The sequence below is a fragment of the Winogradskyella costae genome, from assembly GCF_013403865.1.
Classification (GTDB): Bacteria; Bacteroidota; Bacteroidia; order Flavobacteriales; family Flavobacteriaceae; genus Winogradskyella; species Winogradskyella costae.
Genome location: NZ_JABFDK010000006.1, coordinates 141,660 through 162,959 on the forward strand (window position 1 = coordinate 141,660; position 21,300 = coordinate 162,959).

At 33.0% G+C, this 21,300-nt stretch carries 20 protein-coding genes; 18 read left to right on the plus strand and 2 right to left on the minus strand.

What is annotated here, in order from left to right; translation table 11 throughout:
• Positions 1 to 47: 47 nt before the first annotated feature.
• Entirely contained in the window at positions 48 to 560 is a 513-nt protein-coding gene (locus HM986_RS13015; protein ID WP_179335525.1) for a SixA phosphatase family protein, read from the plus strand.
• Here the strand turns inward: HM986_RS13015 and HM986_RS13020 are convergent.
• Complete coding sequence (locus tag HM986_RS13020; RefSeq protein ID WP_179335526.1) at positions 546 to 1,331, minus strand: DUF6503 family protein; 786 nt, start codon at positions 1,329 to 1,331, stop codon at positions 546 to 548. The two genes, HM986_RS13015 and HM986_RS13020, sit on opposite strands and share 15 nt — an antisense overlap.
• Before the next feature lie 139 nt (positions 1,332 to 1,470).
• On the opposite strand from HM986_RS13020, the gene smpB reads away from it, so the two are divergent.
• From smpB to HM986_RS13065, 9 genes are all read left to right on the plus strand, one after another.
• Entirely contained in the window at positions 1,471 to 1,929 is a 459-nt protein-coding gene (gene smpB / locus HM986_RS13025) for an SsrA-binding protein SmpB (RefSeq protein ID WP_179335527.1), read from the plus strand.
• 12 nt (positions 1,930 to 1,941) lie between these two features.
• Positions 1,942 to 2,778 carry an SH3 domain-containing protein gene (locus HM986_RS13030; protein WP_179335528.1) on the plus strand — a complete coding sequence of 279 codons (837 nt, stop codon included), beginning with the start codon at positions 1,942 to 1,944 and terminating at the stop codon, positions 2,776 to 2,778.
• A gap of 241 nt (positions 2,779 to 3,019) precedes the next feature.
• A complete protein-coding gene (locus HM986_RS13035; RefSeq protein WP_179335529.1) occupies positions 3,020 to 5,485 on the plus strand; it encodes a DUF5686 and carboxypeptidase regulatory-like domain-containing protein in 2,466 nt (821 codons plus the stop codon).
• A 9-nt stretch (positions 5,486 to 5,494) separates the two neighbouring features.
• Positions 5,495 to 6,013, plus strand: coding sequence for a hypothetical protein (locus HM986_RS13040; RefSeq protein WP_179335530.1), 519 nt, complete (start codon positions 5,495 to 5,497; stop codon positions 6,011 to 6,013).
• Positions 6,014 to 6,151: 138 nt separating this feature from the next.
• The gene (locus HM986_RS13045; protein ID WP_218841440.1) at positions 6,152 to 6,535 is read left to right on the plus strand and encodes a hypothetical protein; all 384 of its coding nucleotides are present in this window, start codon (positions 6,152 to 6,154) and stop codon (positions 6,533 to 6,535) included.
• A 72-nt stretch (positions 6,536 to 6,607) separates the two neighbouring features.
• Positions 6,608 to 7,621 (plus strand): TQO small subunit DoxD, encoded by a 1,014-nt coding sequence (locus HM986_RS13050; RefSeq protein WP_179335532.1) that lies wholly within the window; start codon positions 6,608 to 6,610, stop codon positions 7,619 to 7,621.
• 146 nt (positions 7,622 to 7,767) lie between these two features.
• On the plus strand, positions 7,768 to 9,042 hold the full coding sequence (locus HM986_RS13055) for an alpha/beta hydrolase-fold protein (protein WP_179335533.1): 1,275 nt from the start codon (positions 7,768 to 7,770) through the stop codon (positions 9,040 to 9,042).
• 14 nt (positions 9,043 to 9,056) lie between these two features.
• Positions 9,057 to 10,898 (plus strand): Xaa-Pro dipeptidyl-peptidase, encoded by a 1,842-nt coding sequence (locus tag HM986_RS13060; RefSeq protein ID WP_179335534.1) that lies wholly within the window; start codon positions 9,057 to 9,059, stop codon positions 10,896 to 10,898.
• A gap of 55 nt (positions 10,899 to 10,953) precedes the next feature.
• Positions 10,954 to 11,490 (plus strand): hypothetical protein, encoded by a 537-nt coding sequence (locus HM986_RS13065; RefSeq protein ID WP_179335535.1) that lies wholly within the window; start codon positions 10,954 to 10,956, stop codon positions 11,488 to 11,490.
• A gap of 136 nt (positions 11,491 to 11,626) precedes the next feature.
• Here HM986_RS13065 and HM986_RS13070 read toward each other — a convergent pair whose 3' ends face one another.
• Positions 11,627 to 12,268 (minus strand): protein-L-isoaspartate(D-aspartate) O-methyltransferase, encoded by a 642-nt coding sequence (locus HM986_RS13070; RefSeq protein ID WP_179335536.1) that lies wholly within the window; start codon positions 12,266 to 12,268, stop codon positions 11,627 to 11,629.
• 312 nt (positions 12,269 to 12,580) lie between these two features.
• Here HM986_RS13070 and HM986_RS13075 point away from each other — a divergent pair, with 312 nt between their 5' ends.
• The 8 genes from HM986_RS13075 to HM986_RS13110 all read left to right on the plus strand — a co-directional run bounded on the left by HM986_RS13075 (position 12,581) and on the right by HM986_RS13110 (position 21,291).
• A complete protein-coding gene (locus tag HM986_RS13075; protein ID WP_179335537.1) occupies positions 12,581 to 13,540 on the plus strand; it encodes a Gfo/Idh/MocA family protein in 960 nt (319 codons plus the stop codon).
• Between the two features lie 57 nt (positions 13,541 to 13,597).
• Positions 13,598 to 14,488, plus strand: coding sequence for a 3-hydroxyacyl-CoA dehydrogenase family protein (locus HM986_RS13080; RefSeq protein ID WP_179335538.1), 891 nt, complete (start codon positions 13,598 to 13,600; stop codon positions 14,486 to 14,488).
• A gap of 78 nt (positions 14,489 to 14,566) precedes the next feature.
• Entirely contained in the window at positions 14,567 to 14,920 is a 354-nt protein-coding gene (locus HM986_RS13085) for a four helix bundle protein (RefSeq protein WP_317167362.1), read from the plus strand.
• 77 nt (positions 14,921 to 14,997) lie between these two features.
• The gene (locus tag HM986_RS13090) at positions 14,998 to 16,236 is read left to right on the plus strand and encodes a DUF1015 domain-containing protein (protein ID WP_179335539.1); all 1,239 of its coding nucleotides are present in this window, start codon (positions 14,998 to 15,000) and stop codon (positions 16,234 to 16,236) included.
• 77 nt (positions 16,237 to 16,313) lie between these two features.
• On the plus strand, positions 16,314 to 16,973 hold the full coding sequence (locus HM986_RS13095; protein WP_179335540.1) for a YggS family pyridoxal phosphate-dependent enzyme: 660 nt from the start codon (positions 16,314 to 16,316) through the stop codon (positions 16,971 to 16,973).
• A gap of 80 nt (positions 16,974 to 17,053) precedes the next feature.
• Positions 17,054 to 18,418 carry an exonuclease domain-containing protein gene (locus tag HM986_RS13100; RefSeq protein ID WP_179335600.1) on the plus strand — a complete coding sequence of 455 codons (1,365 nt, stop codon included), beginning with the start codon at positions 17,054 to 17,056 and terminating at the stop codon, positions 18,416 to 18,418.
• Between the two features lie 5 nt (positions 18,419 to 18,423).
• A complete protein-coding gene (locus HM986_RS13105) occupies positions 18,424 to 20,370 on the plus strand; it encodes a DUF3857 domain-containing protein (protein WP_179335541.1) in 1,947 nt (648 codons plus the stop codon).
• A 24-nt stretch (positions 20,371 to 20,394) separates the two neighbouring features.
• Entirely contained in the window at positions 20,395 to 21,291 is an 897-nt protein-coding gene (locus HM986_RS13110; RefSeq protein WP_179335542.1) for an ion transporter, read from the plus strand.
• Positions 21,292 to 21,300: the final 9 nt, after the last annotated feature.

The window sequence follows — 21,300 nt, forward strand, 5'->3', positions numbered from 1 at the left end:
TATAATAGAAGTAGTAAATTAGCCTTATTTAACTAATCTAATTCATTATGCAGAAATTAATTCTACTAGTACTTATCTCGCTACTTTTCTTTTCATCTTGTGCTGAAAAATCAGAACAAAAGGAAAACGTCGCTACGTATTATTTAATTAGACATGCTGAAAAAGAACGCATTGACAAAACAAACAAGAATCCCAACCTTAATAATATAGGATTGGAACGTGCCAAGAATTGGAGAAACCATTTTAAAGACGTAAAGTTTGATGCCATCTATTCTACAGATTACAACAGAACAAAACAAACAGCTTTACCTACTGCACAAGCAAATAACATAGACATACAACTTTATAGTCCTTCAGATATAAAATTTGAAGCATTCATAGAAAAAACTAAAGGGCAGACCGTATTAGTTGTTGGTCATAGTAATACAACTCCAAAGTTCGTAAATGGTTTGTTAGGCAATGAAAAATATGAAGATATTGAAGACGACAACAATGCTAATCTTTATATCGTGACCCTATCAAAAACAGGTAAGACTTCAAAATTATCAGTTGTTAACTAAGTCCACTTTTATATTTTCGAGTTCTATTTTCGATAATAACTTTAGTTCATTTGCCTCAAAAGCCTTTGCTATATTTTCAATTGGAATTGTAACGTCTTCAGTTTTATAATTGTTATAATCAACAAAGCGCAACCCCGTAATATAACGTTCATTATAAGCCTCTCTAAATCGCATACCTACACCACTAACTTCGGCATATGAATACGCTAAATAATCAACTTTAAAAGTTTCTTTATTTACCCAATACACAAAAACATCTTCATAATCTTCACCTCCACCATTTTCATTAAATGTTACTTTTATTTTGTGGTAATCCTTACCTTTAATTTGCTCACTTTCTAAAAGTGATTTATTAACAGCAGTATCATTTAAACCATAGGGCAATACAGAAAAATAGTGTACTGAATTTACTGACGCAGAATATACATCAGCAATGGAATCTTCAAGCTTTACAAAAGCATCGTTATGGTAACGCTCAAACCCGACGTTACTCAACATATCAAAAGTAGAATCGCTGTCTTTTACTAAAACTCTAACTAACAAAAACTCATGGTTTTTCCGCAAAGCCTGGTAATAGGTATCTCTAAATTCAAATTTCAAACTCGATTGGTTAAAACGTTCACCTCCAGAAACCGCAATAGATTTAGTAATAATTTCGTCTGCAGTTAACGTTTTTTGATTAATTTTATTATCTGTTGTGGTGGAGTTAGAATTCTCATTCTTACAACTATACAATAAAGCGATCAATAAGACAACTATATATTTTTTCATATAAGACTTCATTTATTTTTATTAAAGTCGTAAAACTAGAGATAAGATTACAATTAATACAAAGCATTAACGTAATATTAAAAACTTTGTTTCTTCAAAACTTTTTAACTTATAACTTTAAAAACTATCTTTGCCTCCCATGCAAAAAAAGATTAACATACTAAATAAGAAAGCCAAATTTCAGTACGAGATATCAGATAAATATACGGCTGGAATTGTACTTACCGGAACTGAAATTAAATCCATAAGATCTAGCAAGGCATCTATTGCTGAAAGTTTTTGTGAATTTAATGACAAGGGTGAATTGTTTGTTATTAATATGACGGTTGAAGAATACAAATATGGTACCTATTACAACCACAGACCAAAAGCCGAACGTAAACTTTTACTTAATAAAAAAGAGCTTAAAAAACTGAAGAAAGAAATGGATGTAAAAGGTAATGCTATCATTCCTTTAAAATTATTTCTTAACGACAGAGGTTTGGCTAAGCTTATTATTGGATTAGGGAAAGGTAAAAAACTCTACGACAAACGCGAGACCATTAAAGATCGTGACAATAAGCGAAACTTAGATCGTATCAAAAAAGATTTCCGATAGTACTTATTAGAAATGAACAAGTTTATCATTGTATTTATTTTAGCATTAAACTTTAGCTTCGCTCAAGACAGCAACCATTTAGAAATTAACCAAGAGTTTAACATAGACCAAATTGTATATTTATTTGGCGATAATGTAAAATTAAGACACTCTCCTTCTGTTGACTCTGATGTTGTTAAATTATTAACCATAGGAGAACCGCTAAGAATTATAGAAAAGAGTTCTGAATCGTTTGTGTATAACGGCATAAACTCTCCATGGTATAAGGTAGAACATAATAACCAACACGGTTATGTTGTAGGTGGTTTAATTTCAATAGTAGAAAAGAAAGCTGATAATGTTAGATTTCTATTTGCTACAGAAATGGTTGAAGAGAAATTGTATATTATTACAAGGGCACTTATTACTTCTAAGACTGAATATTTTGAAAACAAATCAGAATTTCTTGGAAGCAATTACGGTTTTAAGATAAACCTCTATAATAATCGCGGTGTTAATAGCATTGATAATATTCTATTTATTAATTACCTCCCAGAATCTTGTGGAGCAAATTCTGGCGGCTACTACCTCTTTCTAGACAGTAACAACCTATACAAAGCCATTGACGTTTTTTCTAGCGCAGATATTGGTTTTTGGGAATCAGAGAATTTAATTTTTCCTAATGATCCTAAAGGAGAAAAAGACAAAATAATTTATTTTCAGGAACATGGACAATATTCAGAAATGGATAATCTTGAAAATGAACCTACTTGGGAGAAGTCTAGTATAACTGAAGTGAATTTAAAATGGGTTAACAACACGCTTCAACCCAACCCTAAAACCATTACCGAAAATCTCAACAAAGAATAGTCTTCAGCAACACTTTGTGTCTATGTCATATTGTTTTTTTGTGATTTTATTTAACCAAAAACGATAATTTTAAGATTCCTATAACTTTTACATTCTATTTTTAGTCTAAGTTTGATGCAACCTTTTGCAATTTATTTACGTCTATTATAATACGTAACACAAGAATTTTTCAACTTTAGGCACAAAATTTGTGAATTGAAGTGATATTCGAATCAAACTTTATTTTCATCAATCACTCTTTATGACTAAAACACTACTCAGCGCCTTCCTTATTTGTATAACTACACTAGTGTCCGCACAAATCACTGGCAACATTACAGACCATAACAACGAACCGCTTCCATTTGTAAATATCTTAATCGAGAATACGTACAAAGGCACAACAAGTAATGACGATGGTTATTACGAACTTAATATTTCCTCGCCGCAAACTTATACTATTGTGTATAGCTATTTGGGTTATAAAACGGTAAAAAAGACAGTTACAATCCATGAGTTTCCATATCAGTTAGATATAACGTTAACAGAAGAATCTGTTTCGTTAAACGAAGTACTGATTGATGCAGAAAATGATCCAGCCAATGCCATAATGCGTCAAGCCATTGCACAACGTAAAGCTAATCTTGATAAAATAAACTCTTTTAAGGCCGATTTCTATTCTAGAGGCTTAATTAAAATTAAGGATGCACCCGAAAAAATAATGGGTCAAGATGTTGGTGATTTAGGTGGTGGTTTAGATTCCACAAGAAGCGGAATCATCTATTTATCGGAGACCATTTCTAAAATTCAATTTCTGAATCCCGATAAGCTTAAAGAAAAAATAACAGCATCAAAAATTAGTGGAGATAGCAATGGCTTTAGCTTTAATAGTGCTTTAGATGTCGACTTTAATTTTTATAATAACACCATTAGTTTTGGTAATGAAATTGTTTCACCTATTGCTAATAATGCCTTTGGTTATTACCGTTATAAGCTTGAAGGTATATTTTACGACGACCGAGGCAACCTCATAAACAAAGTAAAAGTTATACCCAAACGTAAAAATGACCCTGTATTTTCTGGCTTCATTTATATTGTAGAAGATCAGTGGGATATTTTTGCTATTGAATTAGATATTACTGGTGTTCAAGCACGTATTCCTATGGTAGATGTCATTGCACTACAACAGAGTTTTTCGTATTCTGAAGCTGATGATATTTGGGCTCAAATTTCGCAAAGTATCGATTTTAAATATGCACTTTTCGGCATTAAAGGTGAAGGTCGTTTTACGGCAGTTTACAGTAATTACGAATTTAATACTGGCCTTACCAGAAAAGATTTTAGTCGTGAAATCGTGGCTTACGAAAAAGAAGCAAACAAGAAAGATTCTATATTCTGGAATGCCGTTAGACCTGTACCTTTAACTGCTGAAGAACGTATAGATTACGTAAAAAAAGACAGTATTCAGATTCTACGCGAGTCTAAACCATACTTAGATTCTATAGATGCTGGAAGAAACAAATTTAAACTTAGTAGTATCTTAGGCTATACCTATCAGAATTCTCATAAAGATTATCGCTTAGGTTATGACATTCCATTATTAGGAGTGCAATTTAATACCGTTCAAGGTTATACGGCTAATGCGAATGTGTTTTATACAAAAAATTATGACGATTTTAAACGCTTTTTTAGAGCTAGTGGAAACATTCAATATGGATTTTCTGATGAACGTTTACGTGCAACAGGTGCGTTATTGTATAAATTCAACAGTATTAGTAATTCCTTTTTAAGGTTGTCTGGTGGCGTTTCTGCAGAACAATTTAATCCTTCGAATCCCATTTCTCCATTAATCAACTCCGTAAGCACACTCTTTTTTGAAGATAATTACATGAAGCTATATGACAAGAGTTATGTTGCTTTAAATTATTCGGAAGAGCTATTTAACGGCTTCAGATTATATGCAGGTGTAAGTTATGAAAGACGAAAAGCACTTTTCAACACCACAGACCAAACATTTATTAATGAAGAGAACGATGTATATACGAGTAACAATCCTCTAGATGAAACTGCTTTTGGCATTGCGCCTTTTCAAACCCATAATATTATAAAAGCAAATATTGACGCACGTATTAATTTTGGACAAGAATACTTAAGCTATCCTGATGCTAAATACAATGTTGGTAATGACGATTACCCAACCTTATATATAGGTTACGAAAAAGGATTTGGCGCCACCAATAGCGATTATAATTTTGATCAAATAAAAGCAAGCCTCATACAATCATTTAACGTAAAAGACAAAGGTCGATTGATGTATAATCTAAAAGCCGGCACCTTTTTTAATGCCGATGATATTGCTTTTATGGATTACCAACATTTTAACGGTAACCAAACGCACGTTAGCACAGAAGGGAATTATACCAATGTGTTTAACAATCTAGATTATTACTCGGCGAGCACCAATGAGTCGTATTTTGAAGCACATATAGAACACGATTTTAACGGCTTTTTACTCGGGAAAATGCCATTATTAAATAAGTTGAATTTTAACTTAGTCATTGGCGCACATGTATTAGCCACACCAGATTTTAAACCGTATCAGGAGTATTCCGTTGGTGTTGATAATATCGGTTGGGGAAAATGGAGATTCTTAAGAGTTGATTATTTGCGCTCTTACCAAAGCGGATTTCAGAGCGATGCTATTGTTTTTGGCTTGAAATTCTTTTAATTTTACACCATGAAAAACACTTTTTTAATTCTAATATTTTCGATTTCTTTTAGCGTCATAGCTCAAGAAAAGAAAGACTACACTTCTAAAGTCGCCACCATAGACAGTACAATAGCCACCTTATACTCTGTAATTTCTGGAGATAAAGGAAAAGCTCGCAACTGGGAATTATTTAAGCATTTATTTAGAGAAGATGCTAAACTTATTCCAATAGGAAAAAAAGATAAAAAAACAACGGTGCGTTACATGTCAACAGAAGATTATATTAAAACCTCCGGACAATGGTTAGTAGAGAATGGATTTCATGAAATTGAAATAAAACGAGAAACACAAACTTTTGGAGACTTTGCACACGTTTTTAGTACTTACGAATCTTACAATAGTAAAGACGATGATACTCCGTTTATACGTGGAATTAATAGTATTCAATTATTTAATGATGGTACGCGTTGGTGGATTATTAATTTATATTGGAAACAAGAATCTAAAGAAATTCCTATTCCTGAAACTTATTTACCTAAACAGTAGTTTAAATAGTACCTTACGTTAGTTCGAGTGAATTTCAAGAGGTACGACCGAAATTTGTATCGAGAACCTTGATAGCCTTTTTCCAACAATTAACATATTTTTTAAAATTACTAAAATTGTAAATAGCATATTTACGAAGTGAAAATTTCAAATTACATAAAACAGCTGACCTCTATCCTATCCATAATTGGGTTGGTTGTGCTATTGATTTTTTCCCCTTGTAAAGTCCGAAATTCTATTCAAGAGGTTTTTGAAACTTCCAAAACAGAAGTTTCAAACAAAAGCATATCGTCTCTAAAAAATGGCAGTTGTGATATTTCTATTGATACAGAAACGATAATTTCAACAGCTAATCAGAGCCTTCAACTTTCGCAAGCTATTTTAATAAAGCACAAGCAATTTAATATTAAAACGGCTTCACTTGCTGATAGACCTATAACACAATATTACAATGCTAGAGCCGAAATTCCGCCTTTAGCTCCATACTATATTCTCTTTCAAAATAATAAAGCATATCTATAACTAATTTTCTTCACACCTAAGTCTAGCATTCTAGCTAGTAGAAAATTATTACTCACATTATAGATATACAACATGAATTTACATATTAAAAACGATTCGGGTTTCTTAGCCCTTGCAGTCAGAATGGTCATCGGTTGGACGTATTTTTCTGCATTTTTTAGACGCACCATTTTAGCCAACAAATTAGATCCAGAATTACCCGGTTATATCGGCGAAAAGTTTAACCACTTTCTACCGAATGCTTTAGGCATAAAACCTATTATTCAATATTTAGTAGAAAATCCAGATATACTATACTATAATATGGTCGCATTTACCATTATTGAGGGCATCGTAGGCCTATTCATTATATTCGGATTATTCACCAGATTAATGAGTATTGGAGTCTTTGGATTGGCTATGGGAATCCTTTTAGGTTCGGGTTGGATTGGCACCACCTGCTTAGATGAATGGCAAATTGGAGTGCTTGGTATTGCCACTGGTTTTGTTTTATTCTTAACAGGAAGCGGACGATTTTCTTTAGATAATTATTTCATGAATAAGAATGTCGCTTTTACTAAAAAGAAATGGTTTGCTTGGTTAGGTTCTGGCTTACATCCTATTAAAGACAGTCTATTTGGTAAAGTTGTAATTGTGAGTTCATTTTTTATATTAGGACTAACCCTTTATACAAATCAAGTGTTTCATGGTGGACTTTGGGGAACTTTGCACAACAAATCTGTAAAACCTAAACTTGAAATTACGGAAGGAAAATTGGATAAAAACGGACTTTCTTTTGATGTTTTTAGAGTTGAAGGTGTTGATGTTTATGGAGCTTGGATTATTGGTATAGAACTTAAAGATAAGAACGGCAATGTGGTTATAAACTATACTCAAAATCAGTTGGCCAACTTACCTGAACATGTTATAGAGAATTATTATATCGCGAAAATAAAACCTAGTAAACACAGTTTAATTGTACCATTAGGTGCCAAAGCTAAAATGAAATTCAAGACTTCCGAACTTCAGAATTTACCAAGTGGTAATTACACCATAAAAATGACAGATATTAGTGGAGCTAGTTGGGAACACCAAATAACCAAATAGCACAGTTATGAAAACAACTCCTAAAATTATGGCTTTTCGCTATTCGTTTTAGGAGTTTTATTTTCAAAAAACAAATCTCAGATTTAAGTGATGTTTATTTTTAAGTGTTTATTTTTATGGCAATCACTAAATGACACCAAGCTTCCATGCCGAAATTTAAAAATCAAATCCTTATTATCTTAGTTTTGGCTAGTGTTTCATGTATACAACATAAAAAGAAAGATATATTAGAAAAATCATCTGCGACTTCAAACTCGGGACTCCAACTAGGTATAATAGATACAATATATTCCAAAATGCTCAACCAAGAGCGAGAACTTATTATCTATATTCCGGAGAGCGCAAAAGACCCTAACAGGAAAAGAAAACAGTATCCAGTAGTTTATTTGTTGGATGGTCGTTATAATTTTGTTCCGTTTGTGGGAATGCTGAAACAGTATAGTGAAATGCATGATACTAAAATCCTACCTGAAATGATTGTAGTAGGCATATCTAATATTAATAATGAAAGCCGAATGATGGATTTCTCTCCAACTACAGCAGGAAAACCAAAACAGTTTGGAGGAGGATCTCAGTTTCTAGAATTTATAAAAACTGAACTATTTCCCTATATAGAGCAAAATTATTCAGGTGCTCAACACCGAACAATTATTGGACACTCTTTTGGAGGTTTAGTCGTTATGCATGCGCTAACCAAGCATCCCGAAATGTTTGATAATTATTTATTGATAGATGGCAGTCTTTATTTTGACAATAACCTTTTCCTAAACAATCCAACTTATAGTTTAAAGGGAAAGCATTTTCAAAATAAAAATCTTTATATAGCTATTGCAAATACGGCCACTTATGGAAGTACTCTTGAAAGTATAAAAAAAGACACCATTAACGCTAATAAATATGTGCGTCATTCCTTAGACCTTGTTGATCAAATAAATTATTCTGATACGAACTTGAATATGGGTTGGAAATATTATAATAACGATACTCACGGAAGTACGGCATATTTAGCTCAACTAGACGGTTTACGTTTTTTTTATTCTTGGTTTGAATTTAAAGAAGAGCACAAATACCGTAGCAAATTTTTTGTACCCGAAATTAGTGATGATCACTTTGCTAGTTTAACAAAAAAACATTTTAATAGGGTATCACAAAATTTAGGTTATACGTTTAAACCTGATAAAAATTGGGTTAGTAGTAATGCTAGTATGCTGCTTAACTATCATAAATTACCTGAACAAGCACGTGAAAATTATGAACTTAATATTGAATATTATCCCAATAGACCGAGCGTTTTTAAAGATTTAGCTGACTTTTACTTATTACAAAACGATACTGTTCACGCAAAAAAATACTATACTAAAACTCTTGAATTAGAAAATAATCCTAATGTTCAGAGTATCTTAACAGCACTAGAAAATTAAAAATCCATTGAATTATGATCATCTCACCAAAATCCATTTCAACTTTAATTATTGCGTTGTCAATTTCAATCATAAGTTGCGCCCAAAACACCACAGAAAAAACAACACCTATTTTTAAAGATGGAGAAGCTCAAATTGTTGAAGCTTTTAGTGATACAAATAAATGGATTCGACACGATTTATGGGTCGAAACAGAATTTGACACTGATGGAGATGGCAAACCAGATCGTATGCATGTCGCCGTAACGCGACCAGAGCAAACAGAAACTGAAGATCTAAAACTACCGATAATCTATGTTACTAGCCCTTATTTTGCAGGAGTTGCTGCAGATTTACCAGGAGTGATGTGGGATGTTGAAATAGAATTAGGAGAATCGGCAAAAGAACGCGTTCATCCTGAAGTCACCAGAAGAGGTCACCGACCAATTATTTCTAATTCGCACTTAAGAAAATGGGTACCTAGAGGTTATATCGTAGTTCATTCTTCATCACCAGGAACTGGTTTATCTGATGGAGCACCAACTATAGGAGGAGAAAATGAATCTTTAGCTCCAAAAGCAGTAATCGATTGGCTATGTGGCAGAGCAAAAGGTTACACCGAGCGTGAAGGAACCGAAGAAGTAGAAGCTTATTGGTCTACAGGAAAAGTGGGAATGACAGGCACATCCTATAACGGCACTTTACCTCTAGCAGCTGCAACGACAGGAGTTGAAGGTTTAGAAGCTATTATTCCTATTGCGCCAAATACCTCGTATTATCATTATTACCGTTCTAATGGCTTAGTACGTTCGCCTGGTGGTTATTTAGGTGAAGATATTGATGTCCTTTATGATTTTGTACATAGTGGGAAAGAAGAAAACAGGCCATATAATAACGAAACCATAAGAGATACCGAAATGAAAAACGGTATGGATAGAGAAACTGGCGATTATAATGAATTTTGGGAAGGACGAGATTACTTAAACCAAATGGATAACATGAAAGCTGCTTTATTGATGTCTCATGGTTTTAACGATTGGAATGTGATGCCTGTGCATAGTTACCGCATTTACAAAGCCGCAAAAGAAAAAGGCCTACCAACTCAGATTTACTATCACCAAAATGGCCATGGTGGACCACCTCCAACGTCTATGATGAATAAATGGTTTACAAAGTATCTTCATGGTATTGACAATGGTGTTGAGAACGCGGAGAATAAATCTTATATTGTTAGAGAATATGATGATCCACAAGAACCAACAGCTTATAAAGATTATCCAAATCCTGAAGCTTCAGATGTTTCTTTAAATTTAACATATGGCGGCACATCCATTGGTGGCTTAACACTGAACAAAGTTCCGGTGGCAGGCGAAATGCTTTCAGATGACGCCTCAATTTCAGGAAGTGAACTTGCACAAGCTACAAATTCAAAAAACAGATTACTATATGTTACTCCTAAATTGAAAGAAGATCTTCACATTTCTGGTATCCCACAAGTCACCATTACATTAGCCAGCAGTAAACCAGCAGCCAATTTATCGGTTTGGTTGGTCTCGTTACCTTGGCAAGAAGGAAAAGATGTAAAGATTACGGATAACATCATTACAAGAGGATGGGCAGACCCTAAAAATCACAAATCGCTAACTAAAGAGGAAAATTTAGTCATAGGAAAAGATTATACGATAACTTTCGATTTACAACCTGATGATCAAATTATAAAAGCAGGACAACAAATTGGCTTAATGATATTTTCAAGCGACAAAGAATTTACATTACATCCAAAACCAGGTACTGAACTGATGATACATTTAGGAAGTACTAAATTAACATTACCAATTGTTGGAGGGAAAGGAGCTTTTACGAAGGCAACGCATTAGTCTAATTTAAATTTTTAAAAGAGGATTGAGATTTAATAATTATAGCATATATAAAATGAAGAATCACTTAGCCATTTTGCTACTATTAATTTTAGCATTCAGTTGCTCTAAAAATGATTTTGAAGACACTAAACTGTATATAGAATTTGACAAAGAGACATATCAATCCAATGATAACTTTGAATTAACAGTCCGTATTGTACCAATCGAAGCGGAAAAAACTATTAGGCTCTATAAAAATCTAAATAATTTCGAAATTTCATTTTTATCAAAAGCTGAACATCTTGGGTTAACTCAGGATTTAAAAAAACATTTTATTGAAGGACCTAGTTTAACAGGAGATGATAGTGAGTATATAGATAACTATACCATATCAAAGGAAAATCCATTAAAAAAAACGTTTTTAGGCACTATTACTGAAACGGAAAAAGAAATAGTGATTGATATACCAGAATTGAAAATAAAGAATAAAATAGACAAAAAATATCTGCTCGATAATCCAAGTATATTAATTATGGGAAGCTGCAGAACAGTTTACGGGATTGAAGGTAACCCTTTTGAATCGACAGAAATAAAAATAAAAGTGGAATAGAATGCGTACTACAATACCGTAATGTCAATACTATTGATTTTTCAACTTTTAAACCGACTTTCAAATCAAGTCTTAATTCTTAATTTTTGATTCTTTATTCTAAAGGCTAAGCACACTAAATTCTTAAAATAAAAACCTAATTCTTATCCTCTAACATTGGTACAAATCTAAAATCGCCAAATTCATGTTTTTCAAACTCTTTTGGTCCTTTTCTAATAAACATAGTCATGACTTGCACAGCATCTCCAACAGGAATCACAAGACGTCCTCCAATAGCTAATTGACTTAAAAGCGGATTAGGAACATAAGGTGCACCTGCTGTTACAATTATACTTTGAAACGGAGCCTCAGCTGGTAAACCTTTATAACCATCGCCAAATATGAGACTTTTTGCTCTGTAACCCAATTTAGGTAAAAACTTCGAGGTTTTCTTAAAGAGTTCTTGTTGACGCTCAATACTATAAACTTTTGCACCCAGTTCTAATAATACAGCGGTTTGATAACCACTACCAGTTCCTATTTCTAAAACTTTATCTCCTGGTTTAACTTGTAACAATTCAGATTGAAAAGCCACAGTATAAGGTTGAGAAATTGTTTGGTCTGCAGCAATAGGAAACGCTTTATCTTGGTATGCATGATCTATAAATCCTGAATCCATAAACAAATGCCTCGGGATTTTACCAATAGCTTTTAAAACAGCTTTATCTTTTATGTCTTTATTAATAAGAGTTTCAACGAGTTGTTGGCGCATCCCTTGATGCTTAAATGTATCTTTCAAAGCGTAGTTTAGTTTAAGGTAAAAATACTTCAAAAAAACGCAAACTTCAAATTCAAGATACTTGATTTTTTTTCAAAGAGAGACAAATTTCAGATGGTTAGGCAAGTCTAAAAACGTATATCACATAGTTGATTAACTAAACCTTAAATGGTTAAGTTTTCTAATTCGCTTTTTCCGCATACCCCCTTATTTTGTACATCTGTAACGTATCAAAAAAAATCAGGCTAAGACCTTATCAATTTCGCAGTATTTTACATTTACTTTTTTCAATTTCTGAACGAAAACGACTATTTTTGTTAAAAACAGAAAAACATGCTAAAAGCTGGAGTTCTTGGTGCCGGTCACCTTGGAAAAATACATTTGAGATTACTTAACCAATCCAATAAATATGACCTTGTTGGTTTTTATGATGCAGATGCCGAAAATGCAAAACGCGTTGTAGACGAGTTTGGTTATACCTATTTTGATTCCATAGATGATTTAATTGATGCTGTAGATATCGTTGATATTGTCACTCCTACCCTTTCTCATTATGATTGTGCCAAGCAAGCCATCAAAAAAGGTAAACATATCTTTATCGAAAAACCAATAACAAATACGGTTGAAGAAGCTGAAACCATTAGAACTTTAGTTGCTGAACACGGAGTTAAAGGTCAAGTTGGTCATGTTGAGCGTTTTAACCCTGCATTCATTGGAGTTAAAGATCAGATTAAAAATCCAATGTTTATAGAATGTCATAGGCTTGCTGAATTTAATCCTAGAGGTACAGATGTGCCAGTGGTTTTAGATTTAATGATTCATGATATTGATATTATTTTAAGTGTTGTAAATTCTACAGTGAAACAAATTTCAGCAAGTGGAGTTTCTGTTGTTAGTGACACACCAGATATTGCCAATGCACGTATTGAGTTTAAAAATGGTTGTGTAGCGAATTTAACCGCGAGCAGAATTTCATTAAAAAATATGCGTAAAACACGATTCTTTCAAAAAGATGCTTATATCTCAGTCGATTTTTTAGAAAAGAAATGTGAAGTGGTTAAAATGAAAGATGCACCAGATAATCCTGGTGATTTTGATATGATTCTTCAAAATGCTGAAGGCATTAAAAAACAAATCTATTTTGACAATCCAGATATCGCCAACAACAACGCTATTTTAGATGAACTCGAAACGTTTGCAGATGCCATTAATAACAACACGAAGCCAATTGTGACGCTTCATGACGGTACTGAAGCATTGCGCGTAGCAAACATGATTATTAATCAGTTTTAATTCGCCTTTAATGATTAACAGATACCTGTTTTTACAGGAATAAAAATTAAAAATTCAATGAAAAATATAGCAGTTATAGGTGCAGGAACCATGGGAAATGGTATTGCGCATACCTTTGCACAATCAGGATTTAACGTTCAACTTATTGATATTAGTGAAGACTCTTTAAAACGAGGCATGGATACCATTTCTAGAAATTTAGACAGAATGGTCGCTAAAGAAAAAATAAGCGAGACTGATAAATCGACTACTTTAGGAAACATTACAACATTCACAAGTACTGAAGACGGTGTAAAAAATGCTGATTTAGTCGTTGAAGCAGCCACAGAAAACATCGATTTAAAATTAAAAATATTTAAACAACTCGACGAGGTTTGTGATGAAAACACCATTTTAGCAACTAACACCTCCTCTATTTCAATTACTCAAATTGCAGCTGTAACATCACGACCAGAGAAAGTTATAGGCATGCACTTTATGAATCCTGTACCAATTATGAAATTGGTAGAAATCATTAGAGGTTATAGCACTAGTGATGATGTCACCACAACTATTATGGAGCTCTCAAAAACTTTAGGTAAAGTACCAACAGAAGTTAACGATTATCCAGGTTTTGTTGCCAACCGTATTTTAATGCCAATGATAAACGAATCAATAGAAACCCTTTACAATGGAGTTGCAGGTGTTGCTGAGATTGATACCGTTATGAAATTAGGCATGGCACATCCAATGGGACCGTTACAACTTGCTGATTTTATTGGTTTAGATATCTGTTTATCTATTCTTAATGTGATGTACGATGGCTTCAAGAATCCAAAATACGCACCATGCCCTCTATTAGTTAATATGGTAATGGCAGGAAAATTAGGTGTGAAATCTGGAGAAGGTTTTTATGATTATTCAGAAAGTCGAAAGGCTGAGAAGGTTGCTGGTCAGTTTTTGAAGTAAAAAGTGTAAAGGCTGAAGTGTGAAGTGTGAAGTAAGATTACTCAATTAATACAGTAATTAATGAAAGTATAAGACTTAATAGCTTACAAGAAAGGTTTTAAATTAGCAATGGATATATTTCATCTTTCTAAGAAATTTCCTAAAGAAGAAACGTATTCACTTACGAATCAAATAAGAAGATGCTCTCGTAGTGTTTGCGCTAATTTATCTGAAGCCTATAGAAAGCGACGATATCCGAAACATTTTATTAGTAAACTTACAGATTGTGATGCTGAAAATGGAGAAACACAAACTTGGCTAGAATTTGCTTTAGCTTGTGATTATATTTCAAATGAGACCTATAACAACTTACTGAAAGAATCACAAGACATAGCTAATCTCATAAATTATATGATATTGAATCCTAACAAATTCGGTTCAAAAGAATCTTAACATAAAGTAAAATTACATAAATAAGAACTATTACTTATTACTCAACACTTTTCACTTTACACTTTTCACTAAAAAAAATGCCCAAAATAATCCCATTTAAAGCGGTAAGACCAACCAGAGCAATCGTTGGCCTCGTTGCAGCACGTCCTTATCAAAGTTATACGATTGATGAGCGCGAATCACGAATGGCTTATAATCCTTACAGTTTTCTTCATATTGTGAATCCTGGTTACAAATACGACCAAGAAGTGATAGGTGAAGAACGCTATAAACTCGTAAAGAATAGATATTCTGAATTTAAAGAGGACGGTATTTTTGTTCAAGATATAAAACCGTCCTTTTATGTGTATAAAATTGTGAATCGGCATGGCCAAGAATTCAACGGTATTGTAGCAGCGACAAGTGCTGAAGATTACGAAAATGACCTCATAAGAAAACATGAAGATACGATTGCCAAACGTGAAGAAACCTTTAAAAGCTACTTACAAACCGTTGGCTTTAATGCCGAACCTGTTTTATTAACTTATCCTGATAACACTGTAATTGCTAGCATTATAAATGATACTCAAAAAGGGCATGCTGAGTTCGAATTTACAATGACGTATAGAGACACGCATTATTTATGGAAAATAGATGCTGATGATACTATTGCAACCATTCAAAAAGAATTCGAAAAAATGAAAACGGTTTATATTGCTGATGGTCATCACAGATCAGCTTCATCTTATCTTTTATACAAAGATGAAAAAGCAAAGAACTCTAATCATAACGGCAGTGAGTCTTATAACTTTTTTATGTCGTATTTAATTCCAGAATCGGATTTAGTGATTCATGAATTTAATAGATTAATAAAAGGCTTAAACGGTTTAACAAAAAAGGAATTCTTAATAAAACTAGATGCGTCCTATCGTATTGAAAACAGAGGGTTAATACCCTATAAGCCTTCTAAACCACATCATTTCAGCATGTATTTGGATGGTGAATTTTATTCACTTTACTTAAGAAAATCCGAATACAATTTCAAAACGGCATTAGACCAATTAGATGCACAGTTATTATATACAACAATTCTGCAGTCTATTTTAGGAATTAACGATTTACGACATGATAATCGAATTTCATACGTCAATGGCCAACATGACATGATAACCATCAAAAGTAGCGTAGATAGTGGTGACTATACCGTTGGCTTTGGGATGTGTCCTTCTAATGTTGAACAAATGAAACAGATTGCAGACGAGGGTTTAACCATGCCTCCCAAAAGTACTTATATTTTACCAAAGCTGCGAAGTGGAATTACGATTTATGAATATTAAAATATGCCTCGTTTTTTTATTGCTAAGTCATCTTTGTTCTATAACTTTACTTTAAATAGCTTTACAATACTATTCCAATGAATATTCAAGAAAATCTTAATCACATAAAATCAACCTTACCTGCGCAGGTTACGCTCGTGGCCGTTTCTAAAACAAAACCGATAAGTGATTTAATGGAGGCTTACAACACTGGCCAGCGTATTTTTGGAGAAAACAAAATCCAAGAAATGGCAGACAAATATGCCGAAATGCCAAAAGATATAGAATGGCACATGATAGGTCATGTTCAGCGAAATAAGGTAAAATATATGGCTGAATTTGTAAGTCTAATTCATGGTGTAGAAAGCTTCAAATTATTGAAAGAAATCAATAAACAAGCAAAAAAACATGACAGAATAATAGACTGCTTACTTCAAATTAAAATCGCTGAGGAAGATAGTAAATTTGGTATGTCTGCTTCGGATGCTTCTGCCCTTTTACAGTCTGATGAGTTTTCAGAATTAAAAAACATTAGCATTGTTGGCGTTATGGGAATGGCGACTTTTACAAAAGACATGACGCAAGTGGAAAGCGAATTTAAATTCCTAAAACACACATTTACAGAGCTTAAAGCTACAAACCCAAAACTAAAAACGATAAGTATGGGAATGAGTGGAGATTACCAATTAGCAATTGACTGCGGAAGTACTATGGTTCGGGTAGGAAGTAGTATCTTTGGGTCTAGAAACTATAATTAATTAGTTCTCAGTCGCATTAGCTCCCGAGAGCTTTTAATATCAGTTTTCAGTTGAGAACTAAACATTAAAAACGATACAACATTTACGCAATACTAGACATAGAAACCACTGGTGGAAAGTTCAATGAAGAAGGAATTACAGAAATTGCAATCTACCAGTTTGACGGCCATAAAGTAACAGATCAATTCATTTCATTAGTTAATCCGGAACGAGAGATTCAACCCTTTGTTGTTAATCTTACAGGTATTAATTCCAACATGCTTAAAAATGCACCAAAGTTTTATGAGGTGGCCAAACGCATAGTTGAGATTACTGAAGATTGCATTATAGTCGCTCATAATTCTTCCTTTGACTATAGGATCCTTAAAACTGAATTTAAACGTTTAGGCTTTCCATTTAAAAGAAAAACACTTTGTACTGTTGAGCTGTCTCAACAACTCATTCCCGATATGCCCTCGTACAGCTTAGGCAAACTAACGCGTGCCTTAGGAATTCCGATGAGCGATAGACATAGAGCTAATGGTGATGCTATGGCTACAGTAAAGCTATTTAAAATGTTACTCAACAAGGATCTAGACAAGGTTATAGTAAAGGATGCCATTAAGATTGAAAAAAAATCGAATATCGCACCCAATCTAAAAGATATCATAGAAGAATTGCCTTCAGATACTGGAGTGTATTACATTCACAATGTAAACGGCGAAATCATTTACATTGGTAAAAGTAATAATATTAGAAAGCGAATTATACAGCATTTCACAGGAACAAATTCAAAGTCTAAAAAAATTCAAAGATTAGTTAGTACGGTCACTTATGAAAAAACAGGAAGTGAATTAGCTGCTTTATTAAAGGAAAGTGCTGAAATAAAAGCAAATAAACCTATTTTTAATAGAGCCCTACGACGTACTGTTTTTACACACGCCTTATACAGTTCTACCGACGACAATGGCTATGTCAATCTTTTTATCGATAAATCTAATAGAGAAGACACACCTATTACAACATTTAGTAATAGAGCTAGTGCTAAAAATTTTATGTTTAAAGCCGCAGAAGATTATAATTTGTGTCAAAAACTTACGGATTTGTACGACACTAAAACAAGTTGTTTTAAATATGAAGTAAAAGAATGTCACGGAGCCTGCATTAATGAAGAGCCTACCGTGACTTATAATGAAAGAGTTCATTCGCTTATAGAAAAATACAGCTACGCTAATAAAAACATGCTTATCATTGATAAAGGTCGTGATATTGAAGAGAAAAGTGTGTTTTTAATTGAAAATGGTATTTTTAAAGGGATGGGATTTTTTGACTTAAACTATCAGATAAATAATAGATCTATATTGACGTCCCTTATAACTCCTATGGAAAATAATAGGGATACAAAGCATATCATTCAGAGTTATATGAGAAGAAATAAAAGACTCAAAATTATTGATTTAAACTAAAATATATGATTTATAGATTTACAATTGTAGCACTATTAATTACTTTTTTAGGTTTCTCACAAGATTATAATGTGGCGATGACCGTTACTAAAAGTGATTTAGAACTCAACTCTTATTCTAAAGACTCTACAGCAAACGCCTTAGTTATATATGATTACGGAAATAGTTTTATAGATGAAGAAAGCTTTTGGTTAAGATTTCAAACCGAACAAAAGATTAAAATTTTAAGAACAGAAGGCATTGATAGAGGCCAATTTGAGGTTCAACTTTACAAAGGAAAATCCTCTAAAGAAAAAATTGAAAATATAAAAGGCACAACCTATAACTTAGAAAATGGTAAAATCGTAAAAACACATTTAACGAAAGCAGCCATTTTTTTAGAGGAAAACGAAAACTACACATTAGTTAAATTTGTTTTGCCTAATGTAAAAGTAGGAAGTGTAATCACCGTAAGCTACGAAACACAGTCTCGATTTACAACTAAATATCAACCATGGTTTTTTCAAGGTAACGATCCTGTTTTATACAGTGAATACAATACAAGTATTCCTGCTAATTATGAATACCATAAAAAACTTGTGGGCAACATTCCTTTGGACACGCATGATTTAAGTATAAAAAGAAATTGTTTAGTACTTGGATATGGAGCAAGCGCAGACTGTACTATTTCTAAATTCATCATGAAAAACATTCCTGCTTACAAACCTGAAGATTATACAACCACTGCTCTAAATTATATTTCTAGAGTAGAATATGAGATGAGTGTTTTTAAGACGTTTGATGGTAAAATTGATGAAATGTCTAAAACATGGAAAGACGTTGATAAAGAGCTAAAAATTGACTCCGATTTTGGCGGACAAATCAGTAAAAAAAGTCTCGTAAAAGGTATTTTACCCGATTCTATTTCTTCCATTTCTGATAATCTTACAAAAGCAAAATCGATTTACAAGCATATTATTAATAACTATAAATGGAATGGGAAATTTGACCGCCATGATGTTTCTGTAAAAACACTGACCAAAGAAAAAGTAGGTAGCGCATTCGAAATGAATCTATTACTAGAGAACCTCTTGTCCAGTGAAGATATTAAGGTCTTTCCTATTTTAATGTCTACTAGAGGAAATGGTTTAGCTACGAAAGTATATCCTGTACTCACGGACTTTAACTATGTAATAGTGAAAGCCATAATAGATGATGAAGTTTATTTTTTAGATGCCACAGACCCTTACCTAGCCTATGGAGAATTACCCTTTAGAGCTTTAAATCAATATGGACGACTAATGGATTTTGAAGATGGTAGTTATTGGGAAGACATTACCGTTAAAGATTTTTCTATGCGAATACATCGTGTTGCGCTCTCTTCTTTAGAAGATGAACAATTAATTGGTAATATTCAAAGTACATTTAGAGGTTACCATTCTCACAATCCTAAACAACGATACGACGAGAACCCAATTACTTATTTAGATAAAAAAATAAACAACCATACAGATATAACCATTGATAACCATGAAGTTATAAATTTCAATACCTCTGAGTCAAGTTTTAATGAGCGAATGGATATTGTTCTTGAACCCGAATTTATTGGTAATAAAATATATTTGAATCCGTTTATCATTAAATTTTTTGAAAAAAATCCTTTTCAACTTCAGGAAAGAACCTACCCTATCGATTTTGGTTATAAAGACATTTATAACTATAGTATGAAAATAAATCTTAATGAAAATTTAAAAGTTCTCGAAATTCCAAAGGCTGTTAATTATGCATTACCGAATCACTCTGGTAATCTTATATTTAATGCAGAGCTACAAAATAACGAGCTTATACTTTATTTTAAAGTTACATTTAGCCTGCCAATTTATCCGGCTGAATATTATCCGTACTTAAAGTCGTTTATGGATAAAGTTGTCGAACTTCAAAACAACACTGTTATTGTTTTAGAAAAACAATGATTTAACTTTTCGTACATTTAGAATATGGAATCGAACAAGAAATATACCTGGAAATCGATACTTCACGAAGTTATCTATGAAGCGGATACCCCCTCTGGAAAGCTTTTTGACATATTATTGTTGGTATTTATTATGCTCAGTATCGTTTTGGTAATGTTAGAGAGTGTGGTGAGTATTGATAGAGAGTACCATAGACTTTTATATATTGGAGAATGGATTGTTACCATATTATTTTCTGTTGAATACATTTTAAGAATTGTTTCTGTAAAAAAGCCGCTAAAATATATTTTTAGTCCTTTCGGAATTATCGATTTCTTATCAACCATACCAATGTATTTATCGTTCTTCTTTGTGGGCTCCCAAGCATTGGTAACTCTAAGAGCTTTGCGATTGCTTAGGGTCTTTAGAATTTTAAAATTAGCACGATACCTAGGCGCTTCTAACCAACTCAAAGATTCGATAATTGCGAGTCGTGTAAAAATTATGGTCTTTTTATTTGCCGTTATGATCTCTTCGGTAATCTTTGGTACCATTATGTATTTAGTCGAAGGAGAAGCTAACGGTTTTGATAATATTCCCAAAAGTGTGTATTGGTGTGTCGTTACACTTACAACTGTTGGCTTTGGAGATATAGCACCACAAACTGCACTAGGTCAATTAATCACAACATTTATAATGATATTAGGTTATGGCATTATCGCTGTACCCACAGGAATTGTATCCGCAGAGTATGTTAAAACTAGTCAAAAAGCTGATAAAGAAAATGAAGCTTTAGAGCAAAATAATAAGGCAGCAATTAAGCCAAAACAAGATAATATAACGATCGATCTCAACTCGCAACACTGCGATTACTGTAATGTTTCAAACCATAGAGACAATGCTGATTTTTGTTATAATTGCGGACACCCTCTTCATCATTAAATTACAGAT